Below are 17066 nucleotides of genomic sequence, written 5' to 3'. Positions count from 1 at the left end.
TCGCACCGCCCAAGCACCTCCCCTCCGGTCCCGTCCCACCGGCGAAAGGCGGCCCCCGTGTCACCCGTGCCAGGAACGCCACAGGGCCGCGTACGCCCCGTCGGCGGCCACCAGCTCCTCATGGCTGCCGAGCTCACTGATCCGGCCGTCCTCGACCACGGCGATGACGTCCGCGTCGTGCGCGGTGTGCAGCCGGTGGGCGATGGCGACGACGGTGCGGCCGTCCAGCACCCGGGCGAGCGAACGCTCCAGATGGCGGGCGGCGCGCGGATCGAGCAGCGAGGTCGCCTCGTCCAGGACCAGGGTGTGCGGATCGGCGAGGACCAGCCGGGCCAGGGCGATCTGCTGGGCCTGGGCCGGTGTGAGGGCGAGACCGCCGGAGCCCACCTCGGTGTCCAGTTCCTCGGCGAGCGCCCGCGCCCAGCCGTCCGCGTCGACCGCGCCCAGCGCCGCCCACAGCTCCGCGTCCTGGGCGTCGGCGCGGGCGAGCAGCAGATTGTCGCGCAGGGAGCCGACGAAGACGTGGTGCTCCTGGTTGACGAGGGCGACATGGGAACGGATCCGCTCGGCGGGCATCCGGGACAGTTCGGCGCCGCCGAGGGAGATCGCTCCCTCGCGGGGGGCGTAGATCCCGGCGAGCAACCGGCCCAGGGTGGACTTGCCGGCGCCGGAGGGGCCGACCAGGGCGAGCCGGGTTCCGGGCGCGACCGCCAGCGAGACCTGGTGCAGAACGTCGACGCCCTCCCGGTAGCCGAAGCGCACCCGGTCGGCCCGGATGTCCCGGCCCTCGGGCGACAGCGAACGGTCGCCCGTGGCCGGCTCGATGTCGCGGACACCGACCAGACGGGCCAGGGACACCTGGGCCACCTGCAGTTCGTCGTACCAGCGCAGGATCAGTCCCACCGGTTCGACCAGCATCTGGGCGATGAGTGCTCCGGTGGTCAGCTGCCCGACGTCGATCCAGCCGTTGAGTACGAAGACGCCTCCGACCATCAGCACCGAGCAGAGAACCGTCGTATGGGTGACGTTGACGACCGGGAAGAGCACCGACCGCAGCCAGAGCGTGTACCGCTCCCATGCGGTCCACTGCTTGACGCGCAGCTCCGACAGCGCGATCCGGCGTCCGCCCAGGCGGTGTGCCTCGACGGTGCGGCCGGAGTCCACGGTCTCGGCGAGCGCGGCGGCGACGGCGGCATAGCCGGCGGCCTCGGAGCGGTAGGCGGACGGCGCCCGCCGGAAGTACCAGCGGCAGCCGACCACCAGCAGCGGCACGGCGAGCAGCACGGCCGGCGCGAGCGGCGGCGCGGTCACGGCGAGGCCGCCGATCAGCAGCGCCGCCCACACCACGCCGATGGCGAGCTGGGGGACTGCCTCGCGCATCGCGTTGGCCAGCCGGTCGATGTCGGTGGTGATCCGGGAGAGCAGGTCGCCGGTCCCGGCCCGCTCCAGGACGCCGGGCGGCAGCCCGACGGACCGCACGAGGAAGTCCTCGCGCAGGTCCGCCAGCATCCGCTCGCCGAGCACCGCGCCGCGCAGACGGAGCTCCCGCACGAACACGGCCTGGACGGCCAGCGCCACCACGAACAGCGTGACGGTACGCGTCAGATGGATGTCACCGGCGTGCTCCGAGACCCGTTCGACCAGCCCGCCCAGCAGGTACGGGCCCACCATCGAGGCGACCACGGCGACCGTGTTCACCGTGATGAGCAGGAAGAAGGCCCGGCGGTGCCGGCGGAACAGTTCCAAGACGTACGCGCGCACGGTGGCCGGGGCGCCGACGGGCAGGGTGTGCGCCGTCGTCGGTGCCGCCGGGTCGTACGCCGGGGGCGCCACGCCGATCATGCGTTCTCCTCGATCTCTTCGCGTACGCCGTCCGCCCGCAGGGAGGCGTCACCCGCACCCGGTCCGGCCTCGTCAGGGGCACCGGCGTCCGCCTGGGCGGCGGCGGTCTCCTCCTCGGTCTCGCGGGTCACGACCGCCCGATACCGGGAATCGGTGGACACCAGTTCGCGGTGCACACCGACCGCCGCGACCTCGCCCCGGTGCACCAGGACCACCCGGTCCGCCCGGTCGAGCAGCAGGGGAGAAGAGGTGAACACGACGGTGGTGCGGCCGGCCCGCAGGGAGCGCAGACCCTCGGCGACCCGCGCCTCGGTGTGCGCGTCGACGGCGGAGGTCGGCTCGTCCAGTACCAGTACCTCCGGGTCGGTGAGCAGCGACCTGGCCAGGGCCAGCCGTTGGCGCTGCCCGCCCGAGAGGGAGCGCCCGCGTTCGGTGATCAGTGTCTCCAGCGGTTCCCGGGCGGACGGCGAGGCCTGCGCCAGGGCGTCCAGCACATCACCGCACTGGGCGGCGGCGAGCGCCTCCTCGCTGCCCACGAGACCCGAGGCGGGCACGTCGAGCAGTTCGCGCAGCGTGCCGGAGAGCAGCACCGGGTCCTTGTCCTGGACCAGGACGGCGGTGCGCGCGACGTCGAGCGGCAGTTCGTCCAGCGCCACGCCGCCCAGCAGCACCGACGTGCTCTTCTCGGCGGGGTGTCCGCCCAGCCGTTCGGCGAGCAGGCCCGCCGCGTCCGGGTCCCCGCACACCACGGCGGTCAGCCGGCCGGAGGGGGCGAGCAGTCCGGTCGCGGGGTCGCAGAGATCACCGGAGGGCACGACGGTCCCGCCCTTGCCCCCGGCGTCGGTGGCCCGTTCCAGGGCCAGCACCCGGGCGGCCCGCTGCGCGGAGGGCCGGGAGAAGGAGTACGCCATCGCGAACTCCTCGAAGTGTTGCAGCGGATACGTCAGCAGCAGCACCGAGCTGTACACGGTGACCAGCTCGCCGACCTCGATCCGGCCCTCCCGCGCCAGGGCCACGCCCCGCCAGACCACCGCGATCAGCAGCAGTCCGGGCAGCAGTACCTGGATGGCGGAGATCAGCGACCACATACGGGCGTTGTGCACCGCCGCCCTGCGCACCTCCTGGGAGGCCCGGCGGTAGCGGTCCAGGAAGAGCTCCTCGCCGCCGATGCCGCGCAGCACCCGCAGCCCGGCGACGGTGTCGGAGGCCAGCTCGGTGGCGCGGCCGGCCTTCTCGCGCTGGACGTCGGCGCGCCGGGTGGCACGCGGCAGCAGCGGCAGCACCGCGAGGGCCAGCACGGGCACACCGAGGGCGACGATCACGCCGAGCGCCGGCTGGTAGACCACGAGGGCCACGCACACCGCGGCCACGGTGACCGCCGCGGCGGTGAACCGGGAGACGGACTCGACCAGCCAGCCGATCTTCTCGACGTCACCGGTGGAGACCGCGACGACCTCGCCGGCGGCCACCCGCCGGGTCAGCGCCGAGCCGATCAGGGCGGCCTTGCGGGCAAGCAGCTGCTGGACGCGGGCGGCCGCGGTGATCCAGTTGGTCACCGCGGTGCGGTGCAGCATCGTGTCGCCCAGGGCGATGGCCGCGCCGCACAGCGCCAGCAGACCGCCCGTCCAGGCCAGCCGGGTCCCCGAACGGTCGACGACGGCCTGCACGGCCAGGCCGACGCAGAAGGACAGCCCGGAGACGGAGAGGAAGTGCAGCAGGCCCCACAGCAGGCTCCGCACCTGCCCACCGAGCTGGTTCCGGAAGAGCCACCACAGGAAGCGGGGACCCGAACGAGCGTCCGGCACGCCCGGATCGGAATACGGAAGGTCTTGGATCTGCATGACGTCCCAGCGGTTCGGGTGCGGCTCGGGTCTGGCTCGGGCGGGGCGGGTGGTGCTCGGGACGCGGTCCCGGCTCCGGTCCGCCGCGGTGGACGGGCCGGGGCGGGCCGGTGGCCGGGTCCGCAGCAAACCGTGCCAGGTTCGCCGCGCGGAGTGCCGGAAAGCAAGGGGTTTTTCCGCGTCCCGGGCCCCGCTGTTTCCCGAAGCTGTCACAAGGCGTCCCCAATCGGCCGACAAACGAGGGGGCGTGCGCAATCGTCCGCAAGACGGTGGGACGATGGACCGCATGCGAATAGGCGGTGTGAAGGATGCGGTACGGGCCGGGGTCGCGGCCGCGGCCTGTGGTGTCCTGCTGATGTCCCTGTCGGCATGCGGCGGTTCGGACGGCGGGGGCAAGGCGAAGGCCGACGGCGCCGCGGCCGCCCGCACCGATCGGGCCAAGGCGCGTACGACCGATCTGAAGGCCATCCCGGACGTCGGCGACCGGCTGCGGAGCCAGATCCCGGCCGCCTCCCGCCAGGTCGTGGCGGTCTACGGCGACGGCCGGAACGCGATCGGCTCCACGATCGTTCTGTACACCAAGCACGGCTCGACGTGGGACCAGACCCGCACCTGGCAGGGACACAACGGCAAGAAGGGCTGGACCACCGACCACCACGAGGGCGACAACCGCAGCCCCGTGGGGGTGTTCACGCTCAGCGACGCGGGCGGCGTCCTCGCGGACCCGGGCGCCAAGCTGCCGTACACCCAGTCCGGCTCCTTCCAGGCGCCGCACTACTGGTCGAAGTCGCACTGGCACGACTTCGACTACGTCATCGCCATCGACTACAACCGCGTCAAGGGCACCTCGCCGAACGACCCGACCCGGCCCGAGGGACAGTCCAAGGGCGGCAGCATCTGGCTGCACATGGACCACGGCAGCGGCACCTCCGCGTGCGTCAGCCTGTCCAAGTCCGGCATGGAGTACCTGCTGCGCACGCTCGACCCGGCCCAGCACCCGGTGGTGGTCATGGGCGACAAGGCCGATCTGAAGGCCGCTTAACGGGCGTCCCCCGGCGGCGGCGCGGCAGGTGCGCCGCCACCGTGCCGGCCCTCCACCAGCGCGTCCAGCAGATCCTCCAGCGCCGTGCGCTGATCGCCCGTCAGAGGGGCGAGGATCTCCTCCACCGCCGACCGCCGTGCCGCGTGCAGTTCGCGCAGCGACGCCAGCCCGTCGTCCGTGAGTTCGATCCGGGTGACCCGGCGGTTCGTGGGATCGGGCACCCGGCGCACCTTGCCGCTCGCCTCCAGCCCGTCGACCAGCGTCGTCACGGCCCGCGGCACGACCTCGAGCCGGGCGGCGAGGTCCGCCATGCGCGGCGGCTCACCGTAGTGCGCGAGAGTGCGCAGCAGCCTGGACTGGGCGGGGGTGATGCCCAGATTGCGCTCCTGCAGATGATGTTTCTGAATGCGGTGCACCCGGCGGGTGAGCCGCATCAGATGCTCGGCGAGCAGCCCTTCGGCATCGGAACGGTCGGACGGGCCCTCGTGGTGGTGGGACGGGGCGTCGTGGTCGGCGGGGCCGGACGTGGTCATGACGGAAACAATATCAGGACCAAGTTCATTGTGAGTATAGGTAACAATGAGCTATGCTCCGTCTGTCATCGACGTCTCACCACCCGTAGGAGCCATGCCCCACGACGACATCACCTGGACCCCGTCCCCCGGCACCTCGACCGACCAGCCCCGGCAGGTGCGCCGCATCCTCGGACTCTTCAAGCCCTACCGCGGCCGGCTCGCGGTCGTCGGCCTCCTGGTCGGCGCCTCCTCGCTGGTCGCCGTCGCGACCCCCTTCCTGCTCAGGGAGATCCTCGACGTCGCGATCCCGCAGGGCCGCACCGGACTGCTGAGCCTGCTGGCCCTCGGCATGATCCTCAGCGCCGTCGTCACCAGCGTCTTCGGCGTCCTGCAGACCCTGGTCTCCACGACCGTCGGCCAGCGTGTCATGCACGACCTGCGCACCGAGGTCTACGGCCGGCTGCAGCGCATGTCGCTCGCGTTCTTCACCCGCACCCGCACCGGTGAGGTGCAGTCCCGCATCGCCAACGACATCGGCGGCATGCAGGCGACGGTCACCTCCACCGCGACGTCTCTGGTCTCCAACGTCACCAGCGTCGTCGCCACCGTCATCGCCATGGTCGCCCTCGACTGGCGGCTCACGGTCGCCTCGCTGCTCCTGCTGCCGGTCTTCGTCTGGATCAGCCGCCGGGTGGGCAGGGAACGCAAGAGGATCGCCACCCAGCGCCAGAAGCAGATGGCCGCCATGGCCGCCACGGTCACCGAGTCGCTCTCCGTCAGCGGCATCCTGCTCGGCCGCACCATGGGCCGCGCCGACTCCCTCACCCACTCGTTCGCCAAGGAGTCCGAAGGACTCGTCGACCTCGAGGTGCGGTCGAACATGGCCGGGCGCTGGCGCATGGCCGTCATCAGCGTCGTCATGGCCGCCATGCCCGCCTTCATCTACTGGGTCGCCGGCATCGCCCTCCAGATCGGCGGACCGTCGATCTCCCTGGGCACGCTGGTCGCCTTCGTCTCGCTGCAGCAGGGCCTGTTCCGGCCGACCGTCAGCCTGCTCGCCACCGGTGTGCAGATCCAGACCTCGCTGGCGCTGTTCCAGCGCATCTTCGAGTACCTCGACCTGCCCATCGACATCACCGAGCGGGAGAACCCCGTCCACCTGGACAAGGTCAGGGGCGAGATCCGCTTCGAGGACGTCACCTTCGCTTACGACGACAAGGGCGGACCCGTCCTGCGGGACATCGACATCCGCGTTCCGGCGGGCGGCAGTCTCGCCGTCGTCGGCCCCACCGGCTCCGGCAAGTCCACGCTCAGCTACCTGGTGCCCAGGCTGTACGACGTCACCGGCGGCCGGGTCACCCTGGATGGCGTCGACGTGCGCGACCTCGACTTCGACACGCTCGCCCGCGCGGTCGGCGTCGTCTCCCAGGAGACGTACCTCTTCCACGCCTCGGTCGCCGACAACCTCAGATTCGCCAAGCCCGACGCCACCGACGAGGAGCTGTACGCGGCGGCCGGGGCGGCACAGATCCACGACCACATCGCGTCCCTGCCCGACGGGTACGACACGGTCGTCGGCGAGCGCGGCCACCGGTTCTCCGGCGGGGAGAAACAGCGCCTCGCCATCGCCCGCACCATCCTGCGCGACCCGCCCGTGCTCATCCTCGACGAGGCGACCAGCGCCCTGGACACCCGCACCGAGCACGCCGTGCAGGAGGCCATCGACGCGCTGTCGGCCAACCGCACCACGCTGACCATCGCCCACCGGCTCTCCACCATCCGCGGCGCCGACCAGATCGTCGTCCTCGACTCCGGGCACGCGGTCGAACGCGGGACGCACGAGGAACTGCTGGCCCGGGGCGGCCGGTACGCGGCACTCGTCCACCGGGACGCCCAACTGGAGCCGACAGGATGACGATATGCCAGGTTTGTGGCGGTACCCGCGTTACGGTGCCCGTATGCCGACGCACATCCCGCCATGGAAGACGAGGAGCACGGTCCGTCTGACCCGCCGCGGCCGTGCCGCCCTCGTCGCGACCGGAGCCGTCCTCGCGGCCGCCGCCGTGGCGGTACCGCTGCTGACCCTGGGCGGCGGTGACCGGGAACACCGGCCCCGGACACTCCTGATCCCGGAAGGACGGCGGGCGAGCCAGGTCTACACGGCCGTCGACAAGGCACTCGGACTGCCCGCGGGCAGCACCGCGAAGTCCGTACCCAAGGCGGACCTGAGGCTGCCGGCGGAGGCGCACGGCAACCCGGAGGGCTACCTCTTCCCGGCGACGTATCCGATCGACGACAGGACGACGCCGAGGTCCCTGCTGCGGTTCATGGTCGACACCGCCCACGACAAGTTCGACGGCGGCCCGAGCACCGCCGGGGCGCGGCCCACCGCGAGCACCGCCTACCGGACGGTCACCGTAGCGAGCATCGTGCAGGCGGAGGCCGACCGGAAGGCGGACATGGGCAAGGTGGCCCGGGTCGTCCTCAACCGGCTCCAGCGGGGCATGCCCCTGCAGATGGACTCGACCCTCAACTACGCGCTGCACCGCTTCGCACCGGTCGTCTCCACGGCCGACACGAAGATCGACAGCCCCTACAACTCGTACCGGCGGATGGGGCTGCCGCCGACCCCGATCTCCAACCCGGGCGAGGACGCGCTGCGGGCCGCGCTGCACCCGACGCCCGGGAACTGGCTGTACTTCGTCACCGTCAAGCCGGGCGACACCCGCTTCACCGCGAGCTACGAGGAACACCGGCGGAACGTGGCCGACCTCAACCGGCTGCGGGCGAGCGGCACGCCGTCGTCCACCGCGCCGCACTGACGCGACCGCCCGCGGGCCGGGCACACGCCCGGCCCGCGCCCGGACCACCCGGCCCGTGCCGGCCCCGAAGGGGCGGCTCAGGCGGCTGCCGCCGGTTCCGCCGCCAGCAGCCGACGGATGTCGCGTACCGCCGCCCGGCCGGCCCGGTTGGCCCCGATCGTGCTGGCCGAGGGGCCGTAGCCGACGAGATGGACGCGGGGGTCGGCCGCCGCGCGGGTGTTCTCGACGCGGATGCCGCCGCCCGACTCGCGCAGCCGGAGCGGGGCGAGGTGCCCGACCGCGGCCCGGAACCCGGTTGCCCACAGGATGACGTCGGCGTCCACGCGCCGCCCGTCGTCCCACTCCACGCCGCTCTCCGTGATCTGGTCGAACATCGGCCGGCGGTTCAGGACGCCGTCGGCGAGCGCCTGCCGTATCGCGTCGTTCAGCGGCAGCCCGGTCACCGAGACGACACTTCTCGGCGGCAACCCCTGGCGCACCCGCTCGTCGACCAGCGCCACGGCCGCCCGCCCCAGGTCCTCGGTGAACGGAACGTCGCGGAAGACCGGCGGACGCCGGGTGACCCAGGTGGTCGCGGCGGCGTACGGGGCGATCTCCATCAGGTGCTGGGTCCCGGACGCGCCCCCGCCCACCACGATCACCCGCTGTCCGGCGAACTCCTCGGGGCCCGGGTACTGGGCGGTGTGCAACTGCCGTCCGCGGAAGGTCTCCTGGCCCGGGTAGCGCGGCCAGAACGGCCGGTCCCAGGTGCCGGTAGCGTTGATGAGCGCACGCGTCGACCAGACGCCGGCGGAGGACTCCACGCGCAGCCGGCCGCCCACGCCCTCCCGTACGGCGCGGACGTCGACCGGGCGCCGCACCCGAAGATCGAAGGTGCGTTCGTACGCGGCGAAGTAGTCGGCGATCACCTCGGAGGAGGGGCGCCCCGGGTCCGCGTCCGTCAGCTCCATGCCCGGCAGCGAGTGCATCCCGTGCACCTTGCCGTACGTCAGCGAGGGCCAGCGGAACTGCCAGGCGCCGCCCGGGCGCGGGGCGTGGTCCAGGACCACGAAACCGGTCTCCGGCTCGAAGCCGGTGCGCCGCAGGTGGTAGGCGGCCGAGAGCCCCGCCTGCCCGGCACCGACGACCACGACCTCGACCTCGCGCACCCCAGTGTCGTTCATGTTTCTACTAACCTCGTTCGGGGTGCCGCTCTTCCCGCCCCGCCCCGGCGGGCGAGCCGGGAGGTGTGAAAGCGGGCGCGCGGGTGAGGATGGGGGCATGCCCGATGCCTTCGCCACCCATGTTCTGCACGTGTCCTCCGGCAGCTCGGAGAGGGTCGTCGACCTCACCCGCGACTGCGAGGCCTTCCTGCGCGAAACCGCGGCGGGCCGCGACGGCCTGCTGAACGTCTTCGTCCCGCACGCCACCGCGGGCATCGCGATCATCGAGACCGGCGCCGGCAGCGACGACGACCTGCTCGCCGCCCTGCACACGCTGCTGCCCGCCGACGACCGCTGGCAGCACCGCCACGGCAGCCCCGGCCACGGCCGCGACCACGTCCTCCCGGCCCTCGTACCGCCCCACGCCACCCTCCCGGTCGTCGACGGCACCCTCCAGCTCGGCACCTGGCAGTCCGTCTGCCTGGTCGACACGAACGAGGACAATCCCGACCGCCAGGTCCGGCTGAGTTTCCTGGGGTGACCGTCCGCGGGTGAGGGGCGGCCCGGTGAGCGCTCCGTGCCGAGCGGAGCTGGTGCCCGGCCGTGCGTGGGGAAGGCCGGGGATGATTGGCTGGCCCCGGCAATCCGACGCCTATCCGGCCTGGCCGGCAGGAGGACCGCGCAACCATGAGCAGCTCTTACGCGTACGAGTACAAGGTCGTCACCTTCCGGGAGTCGTTGGTCGGGGACGCGTTGGACAGCGACAAGCTGGAGAAGGTCCTGAACAAGCACGCCGAGGACGGTTGGCAGCTCAAGGCCCTCACCGCCGCCGACGTCAAGGGGCGCATAGGCCCCGGTGCCGTCGAGGGGCTGCTGCTGACCTTCGAGCGCCCGCGCGGCTGACCGGAACGTTCCGCGCGGCGCGGAACCGGCACGGTGCGATGCGACTCCTCACCGCACGACCCCGGCCTCCCGCGCGGCGGTCAGCCACTGGGGGAACTCCCGCAGCAACCGGTCGAAGAGCCGCTGGTCCGCGAGGGCCCGCGGCGTCCGTCCGGCATGGAAGAAGCCCGCGTTGTCGACGACGCGGCGGGCCGGAACGGCGAGGGTGTCCAGCTTGCGCAGAAAGGCGAACTCGTTGTCGTCGGGGTCGCCGAAGCCGATGAACTGCCAGAACAGCGGCAGACGGGCGGCCTTGCACAGGTAGCGTTCGGCGGCCTGTCTGCTGGTGGGACCACCGTCGGTCTGGAAGACGACCAGGGCGGGGCAGTCGCTGCCGGACTCCAGGTAGTGGTCGATGACCTCGTCCATCGCCCAGTGGTAGTTGGTGCGTCCCATGTGGCCGAGGTTCTCGTGCAGCTTGTTGATCCGGCCCCGGTGTCCGCCGATGGCCAGGTCCGTGGAGCCGTCGACGTCGGTGGAGAAGAACACCACCGGCACGGTCCCGTCGTCGTCCAGGTGGGCGGACAGGGACAGCACCTGTTCGGCCAGGTGCTGCATGGTGCCGTCCCGGTAGTAGGGCCGCATGGACCCGGAGCGGTCCAGCACGAGGTACACCGCGGCCCGCACGTCCTCCAGTCCGTGTCTGCGGACGCTGGAGCCCGCCGCCTTGTACAGATCGACCAGGTCGGGTGCCTTCTCCCGCATCGTGGTGAGGCTGACACCCGCCGTGCGCTCAATGCCGTTCGTCGAGACCATCGCCCCATGATGGAGCCTGTCCGCCGGCATCCGTGGCGGTTGCCGTGATCTCCAATCGGACCCCCTGCGTCCGGTCCGACGCCGGGCCCGTTTCCAGGAGCACTTCTCCGGGTTCCACCGTGAGATGCAGGGCGCGGTCCACGGAGGCCAGGGTGTTGCCGTCGATCGTGAAGACCGCCTCGGCCTCGGTGCCGGGAGGGACGGTCAGGCGGGTGAAGCCGCGCAGTTCGCGGACGCGGGGCCAGGACGTGGCACCGGTGAGGCGGCGGAGGTAGAGCTGGACCGTTTCGTAAGCCGGGCGGGGGCCGGTGTTGCGGACGGTGACCCGGCAGGTCAGGTGCGGGGTGCCGGCGTCCACGCGGTGCGCCGACAGGCGGGGCGGGCCGTACTCGACGGTCGTGTACGACAGGCCGTGGCCGAACGCGTGGCGGGGCAGGGCGGGTTGGTCGACGTAGCCCCGGTAGCGGTGGTCCTTGGCGTTGTAGAAGACCGGCAGCTGGGCGGCCGAGCGGGGGACGGACACCGGGAGGCGGCCGCGTGGCTCGCAGACGCCGAAGAGGACGTCGGCCACCGCGCGTCCGCCCAGTGGCCCCGGGTACCAGGCACTCAGTACGGCCGACTCGGTGGCGGTGACGTCCGGTACGGCGTGCGGGCGGCCCTGGACCAGGACCACGACGACCGGGGTGCCGGTCGCCGCCACCGCCTCCAGCAGCGCCCGTTGACCGGCCGGCAGCGCGAGGTCCGCCAGGTCGACGCCCTCCCCGCACGTCATGCCGGACGGCGCCCCGGAACCGGTCACCGCCGCCCCGTTCGCGTCGAAGACCGTGTCGGCGGAGCGGGCGCTGGAGCCGCCGAGGACCAGCACCGCCACGTCGGAACCGGCCGCGAGCGAGACGGCCGCCGGGACGCCCGACACGTCGTCGCCCACCAGCGCGCAGCCCCGCGCGTGCACCACCTCCGTACCGGGCGCCGCCGCCACGCGGATGCCGTCCAGGACGGTGATGCCGGCGCCGGGCCGCTGCGGTGCCGTGTAGTCGCCGAGCTGCTGCGCCAGACAGTCGGCGTTCGGGCCGAGGACCGCGAGCCGCCGTACCGCGCGGGACAGGGGGAGGACCCCGCCCTCGTGGGACAGCAGTGTCACCGAGGCACGGGCGAGGCGTTCGCCCAGAACCGGCAGCGGCAGGCTCTCACCTCCGGCCGACGGCACCGGCGCCTCGAACAGGCCCAGGCGGAACTTCAGCGTGAGGACGCGGGCCACCGCCGCGTCCAGCGCCGCCTCGGACACCAGACCGCGTTCCACCGCCTCGCCCAGCCGCGTGAAGCAGTCGTCCCAGAGGCTCAGATCGCAGCCGGCGTCCAGGGCCAGGGCGCCGGCCGACACCGGGTCGCCGGTGAGCCGGACCAGGCGGTCCACGGCGGTGCCGTCCGCCATGACGACGCCGTCGAAGCCCCAGCGTTCCCGCAGCAGCTCCGTCAGCAGATACTTGTTCGCCGCGCACGGCAGGCCGTCGAACTCGTTGTACGCCGCCATCACCCCGGCCGCGCCCGCCGCGACGCCCGCCCGTGCCGCCAGGAGATGGATCTCGTGCAGTTCCCGCACCCCCAGCTCCGTCGCCGCGCTGTTGCGGCCGCCGACCGTGGCGCCCTGGCCGGCGAAGTGCTTGAGCACCACGCCCACCCCGGCCCGCCGCGCCCCCTCGACCAGCGCCCCGGTCAGCCGGGCCGCGAGGTACGGGTCCTCCCCGAAGCACTCCTCGGCCCGCCCCCAGCGCGGGTCGCGCACCAGGTCGAGCGCGGACACCAGCGCCACGTGCGCGCCCCGGGCGCGCAGTTCGGCACCGGCGGCCGCGGCCGCCTCGGCGTACAGCTCCGGGTCCCAGGTGGCGCCGACCGCCAGGTTCACCGGCAGCACGGTGCCGTCCAGGGCCTGGTGGCCGTGCGGCATCTCCTCCACCAGCAGGACCGGGATGCCGAGCCGGGTGTGCTCGCGGACGTAAGCCTGCACCTCGGCCGCCATCCGGGCGCCGTCCCGCGCGTCCAGCCCGTCCGCGAAGCCGACGCCGGACCAGGGGTCCGCCCGCTGGAGCCCGTACAGCGCGCCCATGCCGTCGAAGGCGGCGACCTCCGCGCGGAAGGCGGAGGTGAGGCGGTGGCCGTCCCCGGCGCGCGCGTAGGCGTGCCAGCCGTACATGCGCTGGTTGACCTGGCCGACCTTCTCGGCGAGCGTCATCCGGCCCAGCAGGTCGCGGACCCGGTCCGCCACCGGGGCGGCGGCATCCCGATAGCGGGGGAGCGTCATCGCAGTTCCAGCACGGCGACCCCGTACGCGTCGAGCGCCACGTCCGCGACGGGGGCGCCGCCCTCCAGCGTGTGCAGTGTGCCCTCGGCGGCGGGGGTGACGGTCAGCGGCGCGGCGCTCTGGCTGACCAGCCACACGAAACGCCGTCCGTCGGCGTGCACCAGCACATCCGCCGAGACGTGCGGATCGGTGACCGTGACCGGCCGTCGTATGCCCGCGACCTCCGCCAGCGCCTGGTACAGACGGTGCGTGGCGTCCGGGTTGGCGCGCGGGGTGCGGGCCGCCATGTGCTCCAGGGGGTACGTGGCCAGCACCGTGCGCCCCGCCCCCGTCCCGTGCACGAGCAGCGCCGGCCGGCCGTGGGCGTCCACCGCCACGACACGGGCCGCTCGCGGCACCACGGGCAGATAGGCGCGGCTGTCCTCGTTCCCGGCGACCGGGAACCGCAGCACCTCGCCCGCCCGCAGTCCGCCGAAGTCCTCGGTGAACGTCATCTCCAGCACGTCGTCCTCGATCGGCTCGGCCACGCCGTAGGACAACTGGAGCTCCACGCCGAACAGTCCGTCGAGGTCGTCGAACCAGGGGCCCCGCGTGGCCGGGTGCTCGCCGGAGCAGAACGACAGGTAGACGGTGGCGCCCGCCTCCGCCCGGCGGGCCAGCTCGCGGCGGGTGCGGGTGGTGAGCTGGCGGGTGGCCGGCAGCAGGTACAGGGCGGCGTCGCCGGGCAGTCCGTCGGCCTCGCGGGCGAGGGCCACCGGCAGGTCGGCGGCGCGCGCGGTGACGTAACCCTGGTGCAGGGAGGTGAAGATGAGCGGCCGGTCGGCGGGGCGGCTGTAGGGGTAGCCGCGTTCGAGGAAGGCGGGCACCACCAGGGCGGCGTCGGCGTCGGCGCGAGTGCAGCGGGCGAAGTCGACGGCCCGCAACACCTCGGCGAAAGCGGCCAGTTCACGCAACGGCTGCTTCGGTGCGCCGGTGGAGTCGGTGATGCCGAAGTGCATCTCGAAGGGGTGGTGGTCGTAGGGGGACCGGTCCCACAGGTCGTCGTAGTCGGTGTTGTTCCAGGCGATCCATCCGGTGGCGCCGCCGAGCAGCGAGTTGTGCAGGGTCTGGCGGTAGAAGACCCCCGCGTTGGCCGCCGAGACGGTGTCGGTGGACAGGCCGAACTCCTCCAGCACGACCGGCTGCCCGGTCACCGAGGCCAGCTCGCACTCGAAGGCGGCGCGGTAGTGCTGACGTGGCCGGTCGGTGTCCGAGCGGTACACGTGCGGGCCCACGAAGTCGACGTACTCGGCGGTCTCCCGCAGCGAGAAGCCGTTGTCGCGGCCGGTCACCTCGATGCCCCACGCCCCGTCGCCCAGCGACACCGGCTGGGTGGCGCCGGCCGCGCGCACCGCGTGGCACATGGCCTGCGCCCACGCCGTCACCACGTCGGAGGAGGGCGGGTCGACCTGGTAGATCCGCCCGTAGCCGGGCATCTCGTTGGTGATCAGCCAGCCCGTGACCGCCGGGTGGTCCTTGAAGCGGCGGGCCATGCGGTGCACGAACCAGGCCTGCCGGCCCACCATCCACACGTCCTCGTACAGGTCCCGGCCGCCGCGCCAGGCCGGGTCCCAGTTCTCCCCGGACATGTGCCCGACGATGAACGTGGGCACCGTCCCCATGCCCGCCTCCCGGTGCGCGTCGAGGAAGTCCTCGAACCGCGCGCACAGTTCCTCGTCGATCCGGTGCGGCTCCGGGTGGAAGTCGGGCCAGTAGAAGAAGGACCGGGTCATGGTCAGCCCGTGCTCGCCGAGTACCCGCAGCTCCTCGCGGACGGTCTTCGGGTCGTAGTTCCGCCACATCAGCGGACCCCCGGTGCGGGACCAGAAGTTGGCGCCGAGCCAGGGCAGGACGTCGGACTGGTGGGTGAGCTGGGCGCTGTGGCGTCGCATGGTCCTTCTCGCGGGGAGGGGATCGGGTACGGGTGGTGCGGGGTGGTCGTGAGGGCCGTGCGGGTCAGCCGGGTGCCGGTCCGGTGGACTCGCGGACGACGAGCCGCGGCCGTCCGGTGAGGGCGGGCTCCTCGACGTCCTCGCCGCACAGGGCGAGCAGCATGCGCGCGGCGGCGGCGCCGACCCGCTGCACCTGCTGGTCGACGGTGGTGAGCCGGGGATGCAGCCAGCTCCCCAGCGGCAGGTTGTCGTAGCCGACGACGGACACGTCTCGGGGGACGGTCAGCCCGGCGCGCTGCGCGGTGCCAATGCCGCAGACGGCCATGGAGTCGTTGGCGTACACGAGCGCGGTCGGCCGGTCGGCGGCGTCGAGGAGTGCCTCGGTGGCGCCGACCGCCCGCCGTTCGCTGAAGTCGGTGTGCAGCACGGCGAACGGGCGCAGCCGGGCCTCGCGCAGGGCGTCCTCGAAGGCGGCCCGGCGCACCCGCGTGTGCTGCAGCTCCGGCGGTCCGGCGACGTAGGCGATGCGCCGGTGGCCGAGGCCCAGCAGGTGCCGTACGGCCTCCGTGACCCCGGCGCCCTGGTCGCCGAGGCCGATCCGGGGGACGACGGCGGTGCCGTCCGGCGAGCCGAGCAGGACCGCGGGCAGGCCGAGGCGGGCCAGCAGGGCGGGCCGGGGGTCGTCGTCGCGGGCGTCGGTGAGGACGGCGCCGTCCACCCGGCCCTCGGCGGCGAGCCGCTCGTACAGCGCGTGCTCCTCGGGCGGGCCGGTGACCAGGTGCAGCAGCAGACCGTAGCCGCGGGGCGCGAGTTCGCCCTCTATGCCGGTGATCAGCTCGCTGAAGTGCGGGTCGGAGCCCAGCACGTCGGTGGGGCGCCGCACCACCAGGGCGAGGCTGCGGGTGCGGGCGTTGCGCAGGGCGGCGGCGGGGGCGCTGGGGGACCAGCCGAGCTCCAGTGCCGCGTCGAGGATGCGGCGGCGGGTCGCCTCGGAGAGCCGGCCCTTGTGGTTGAAGGCCTGGGAGACGGCGGCGGTGGAGACGCCGGCCGCCGCCGCGACCGCCTTGATCGTGGGGCGGCGGGCCGCCCGTCCGGTGGGCGCGCTCACATCTTCACCGCGCCGCTGACCAGGGCCTGCTGCATGCGCTTCTGGAGCACCGTGTAGACCACCCAGACCGGGATCAGGGTCAGCACGGTGCCCGCGGTGAGCACGCCGTAGTCCGTGCCGGTGATCGACTTCAGCGTGGGCAGCGCCACCTGGACCGTGCGCTGCGAGGGGTCGGGGCCGATGATGACCAGGGAGTACAGGTATTCGTTCCAGAAGGTCAGGAAGTTCAGCAGCAGGACCGTGGCGATGCCCGGCAGGCACATCGGGGTGTACACGTGCCGCAGCACCGCGAACGTGGACGCCCCGTCGAGCCGGGCTGCCTCCTCCATCTCGGCGGGGATGGTCCGCATGAACTGCACGAGGATCACCACCGACAGCGGCAGCGCCGTGGCGGGCAGGAACAGCACCATGAACGTGCGGGTGTGGAACAGCCCGGTGGCCGCCGCGAGCAGGAAGGTGGGGAACAGGGCGGCGAAGGTGGGGATCAGGAAGCCCAGCGAGAACACCTTCTCGATGAGCCCGGCCAGGCGCCCCGTCGACCGCGCCAGGGCGAACGAGGCGGGGATCGCCAGCAGCAGGGTGAGCACCAGCGAGAACACCGTCACCAGCGCCGAGTTGACGACCGCGAGCCCCAGGTCGCCGTTGTCGAAGGCGGTGCGGAAGTTGCCGAGGCCGAGGGAGGACGGCGGGGCGAAGGGGTGCGCGAAGATGTCGTCGTTCGACTTGAACGCCGAGGCGAGGAAGTAGTAGAGCGGGACCACGAGCAGCACCGCGTACGTCCACACCAGGAGGTGGGCCGGCAGCCAGCGTTTGCCGAGCTTCATCG

14 protein-coding genes are annotated in these 17066 nt (G+C 72.9%); 5 read left to right on the top strand and 9 right to left on the bottom strand.

What is annotated here, in order from left to right:
• Window positions 1-60 precede the first annotated feature (60 nt).
• Both OIE12_RS04480 and OIE12_RS04475 read right to left on the bottom strand, forming a co-directional pair.
• Window positions 61-1842, bottom strand: a complete 1782-nt coding sequence (locus OIE12_RS04480; protein ID WP_329131949.1) for an ABC transporter ATP-binding protein — start codon at window positions 1840-1842, stop codon at window positions 61-63.
• Window positions 1839-3683, bottom strand: a complete 1845-nt coding sequence (locus tag OIE12_RS04475) for an ABC transporter ATP-binding protein (RefSeq protein WP_329131947.1) — start codon at window positions 3681-3683, stop codon at window positions 1839-1841. Before OIE12_RS04475 ends, OIE12_RS04480 begins: the two co-directional genes overlap by 4 nt.
• Window positions 3684-3969: 286 nt before the next feature.
• On the opposite strand from OIE12_RS04475, the gene OIE12_RS04470 reads away from it, so the two are divergent.
• Complete coding sequence (locus OIE12_RS04470) at window positions 3970-4725, top strand: hypothetical protein (protein WP_329141731.1); 756 nt, start codon at window positions 3970-3972, stop codon at window positions 4723-4725.
• Here OIE12_RS04470 and OIE12_RS04465 read toward each other — a convergent pair.
• Complete coding sequence (locus tag OIE12_RS04465; protein WP_329141730.1) at window positions 4722-5159, bottom strand: MarR family winged helix-turn-helix transcriptional regulator; 438 nt, start codon at window positions 5157-5159, stop codon at window positions 4722-4724. The two genes, OIE12_RS04470 and OIE12_RS04465, sit on opposite strands and share 4 nt — an antisense overlap.
• Window positions 5160-5352: 193 nt before the next feature.
• Between OIE12_RS04465 and OIE12_RS04460 the strand changes: the two genes are divergently transcribed.
• Together OIE12_RS04460 and mltG are read left to right on the top strand one after the other, a co-directional pair.
• Window positions 5353-7155 (top strand): ABC transporter ATP-binding protein, encoded by a 1803-nt coding sequence (locus tag OIE12_RS04460; protein ID WP_329131945.1) that lies wholly within the window; start codon window positions 5353-5355, stop codon window positions 7153-7155.
• 43 nt (window positions 7156-7198) lie between these two features.
• Entirely contained in the window at window positions 7199-8062 is an 864-nt protein-coding gene (gene mltG / locus OIE12_RS04455; RefSeq protein WP_329131943.1) for an endolytic transglycosylase MltG, read from the top strand.
• Between the two features lie 77 nt (window positions 8063-8139).
• Here the strand turns inward: mltG and OIE12_RS04450 are convergent, their stop codons facing one another.
• Entirely contained in the window at window positions 8140-9225 is a 1086-nt protein-coding gene (locus tag OIE12_RS04450) for an NAD(P)-binding domain-containing protein (RefSeq protein ID WP_329131941.1), read from the bottom strand.
• Between the two features lie 97 nt (window positions 9226-9322).
• Here OIE12_RS04450 and OIE12_RS04445 point away from each other — a divergent pair, with 97 nt between their 5' ends.
• On the top strand, window positions 9323-9745 hold the full coding sequence (locus OIE12_RS04445; protein ID WP_329131939.1) for a secondary thiamine-phosphate synthase enzyme YjbQ: 423 nt from the start codon (window positions 9323-9325) through the stop codon (window positions 9743-9745).
• A 146-nt stretch (window positions 9746-9891) separates the two neighbouring features.
• A complete protein-coding gene (locus OIE12_RS04440; protein ID WP_329131937.1) occupies window positions 9892-10107 on the top strand; it encodes a DUF4177 domain-containing protein in 216 nt (71 codons plus the stop codon).
• A gap of 48 nt (window positions 10108-10155) precedes the next feature.
• Here the strand turns inward: OIE12_RS04440 and OIE12_RS04435 are convergent, their stop codons facing one another.
• From OIE12_RS04435 to OIE12_RS04415, 5 genes are all read right to left on the bottom strand, one after another.
• The gene (locus OIE12_RS04435; RefSeq protein ID WP_329131935.1) at window positions 10156-10902 is read right to left on the bottom strand and encodes a vWA domain-containing protein; all 747 of its coding nucleotides are present in this window, start codon (window positions 10900-10902) and stop codon (window positions 10156-10158) included.
• Window positions 10880-13201, bottom strand: a complete 2322-nt coding sequence (locus OIE12_RS04430) for a glycoside hydrolase family 3 N-terminal domain-containing protein (protein ID WP_329131933.1) — start codon at window positions 13199-13201, stop codon at window positions 10880-10882. Before OIE12_RS04430 ends, OIE12_RS04435 begins: the two co-directional genes overlap by 23 nt.
• Complete coding sequence (locus OIE12_RS04425; RefSeq protein ID WP_329131931.1) at window positions 13198-15132, bottom strand: cellulase family glycosylhydrolase; 1935 nt, start codon at window positions 15130-15132, stop codon at window positions 13198-13200. Before OIE12_RS04425 ends, OIE12_RS04430 begins: the two co-directional genes overlap by 4 nt.
• Window positions 15133-15196: 64 nt before the next feature.
• Window positions 15197-16240 carry a LacI family DNA-binding transcriptional regulator gene (locus OIE12_RS04420; RefSeq protein ID WP_329131930.1) on the bottom strand — a complete coding sequence of 348 codons (1044 nt, stop codon included), beginning with the start codon at window positions 16238-16240 and terminating at the stop codon, window positions 15197-15199.
• Entirely contained in the window at window positions 16237-17064 is an 828-nt protein-coding gene (locus OIE12_RS04415; RefSeq protein WP_329131928.1) for a carbohydrate ABC transporter permease, read from the bottom strand. The genes OIE12_RS04420 and OIE12_RS04415 overlap by 4 nt, the downstream gene beginning before the upstream one ends.
• Window positions 17065-17066: the final 2 nt, after the last annotated feature.

It is taken from the genome of Streptomyces sp. NBC_00670, assembly GCF_036226765.1.
Taxonomy (GTDB): domain Bacteria; phylum Actinomycetota; class Actinomycetes; order Streptomycetales; family Streptomycetaceae; genus Streptomyces.
This window is presented reverse-complemented; position numbering and strand designations above follow the sequence as displayed.

Bases quoted from the DNA above. Each gene is read 5' to 3' on its own strand.
- OIE12_RS04475 (WP_329131947.1), bottom strand. From the start codon at position 3,683: ATGCAGATCCAAGACCTTCCGTATTCCGATCCGGGCGTGCCGGACGCT.
- OIE12_RS04465 (WP_329141730.1), bottom strand. From the start codon at position 5,159: ATGCGGCTCACCCGCCGGGTGCACCGCATTCAGAAACATCATCTGCAG.
- OIE12_RS04460 (WP_329131945.1), top strand. From the start codon at position 5,353: ATGCCCCACGACGACATCACCTGGACCCCGTCCCCCGGCACCTCGACC.
- OIE12_RS04445 (WP_329131939.1), top strand. From the start codon at position 9,323: ATGCCCGATGCCTTCGCCACCCATGTTCTGCACGTGTCCTCCGGCAGC.
- OIE12_RS04425 (WP_329131931.1), bottom strand. From the start codon at position 15,132: ATGCGACGCCACAGCGCCCAGCTCACCCACCAGTCCGACGTCCTGCCC.
- OIE12_RS04415 (WP_329131928.1), bottom strand. From the start codon at position 17,064: ATGAAGCTCGGCAAACGCTGGCTGCCGGCCCACCTCCTGGTGTGGACG.
- OIE12_RS04480 (WP_329131949.1), bottom strand. From the start codon at position 1,842: ATGATCGGCGTGGCGCCCCCGGCGTACGACCCGGCGGCACCGACGACG.
- OIE12_RS04470 (WP_329141731.1), top strand. From the start codon at position 3,970: ATGCGAATAGGCGGTGTGAAGGATGCGGTACGGGCCGGGGTCGCGGCC.
- mltG (WP_329131943.1), top strand. From the start codon at position 7,199: ATGCCGACGCACATCCCGCCATGGAAGACGAGGAGCACGGTCCGTCTG.
- OIE12_RS04450 (WP_329131941.1), bottom strand. From the start codon at position 9,225: ATGAACGACACTGGGGTGCGCGAGGTCGAGGTCGTGGTCGTCGGTGCC.
- OIE12_RS04440 (WP_329131937.1), top strand. From the start codon at position 9,892: ATGAGCAGCTCTTACGCGTACGAGTACAAGGTCGTCACCTTCCGGGAG.
- OIE12_RS04430 (WP_329131933.1), bottom strand. From the start codon at position 13,201: ATGACGCTCCCCCGCTATCGGGATGCCGCCGCCCCGGTGGCGGACCGG.
- OIE12_RS04435 (WP_329131935.1), bottom strand. From the start codon at position 10,902: ATGGTCTCGACGAACGGCATTGAGCGCACGGCGGGTGTCAGCCTCACC.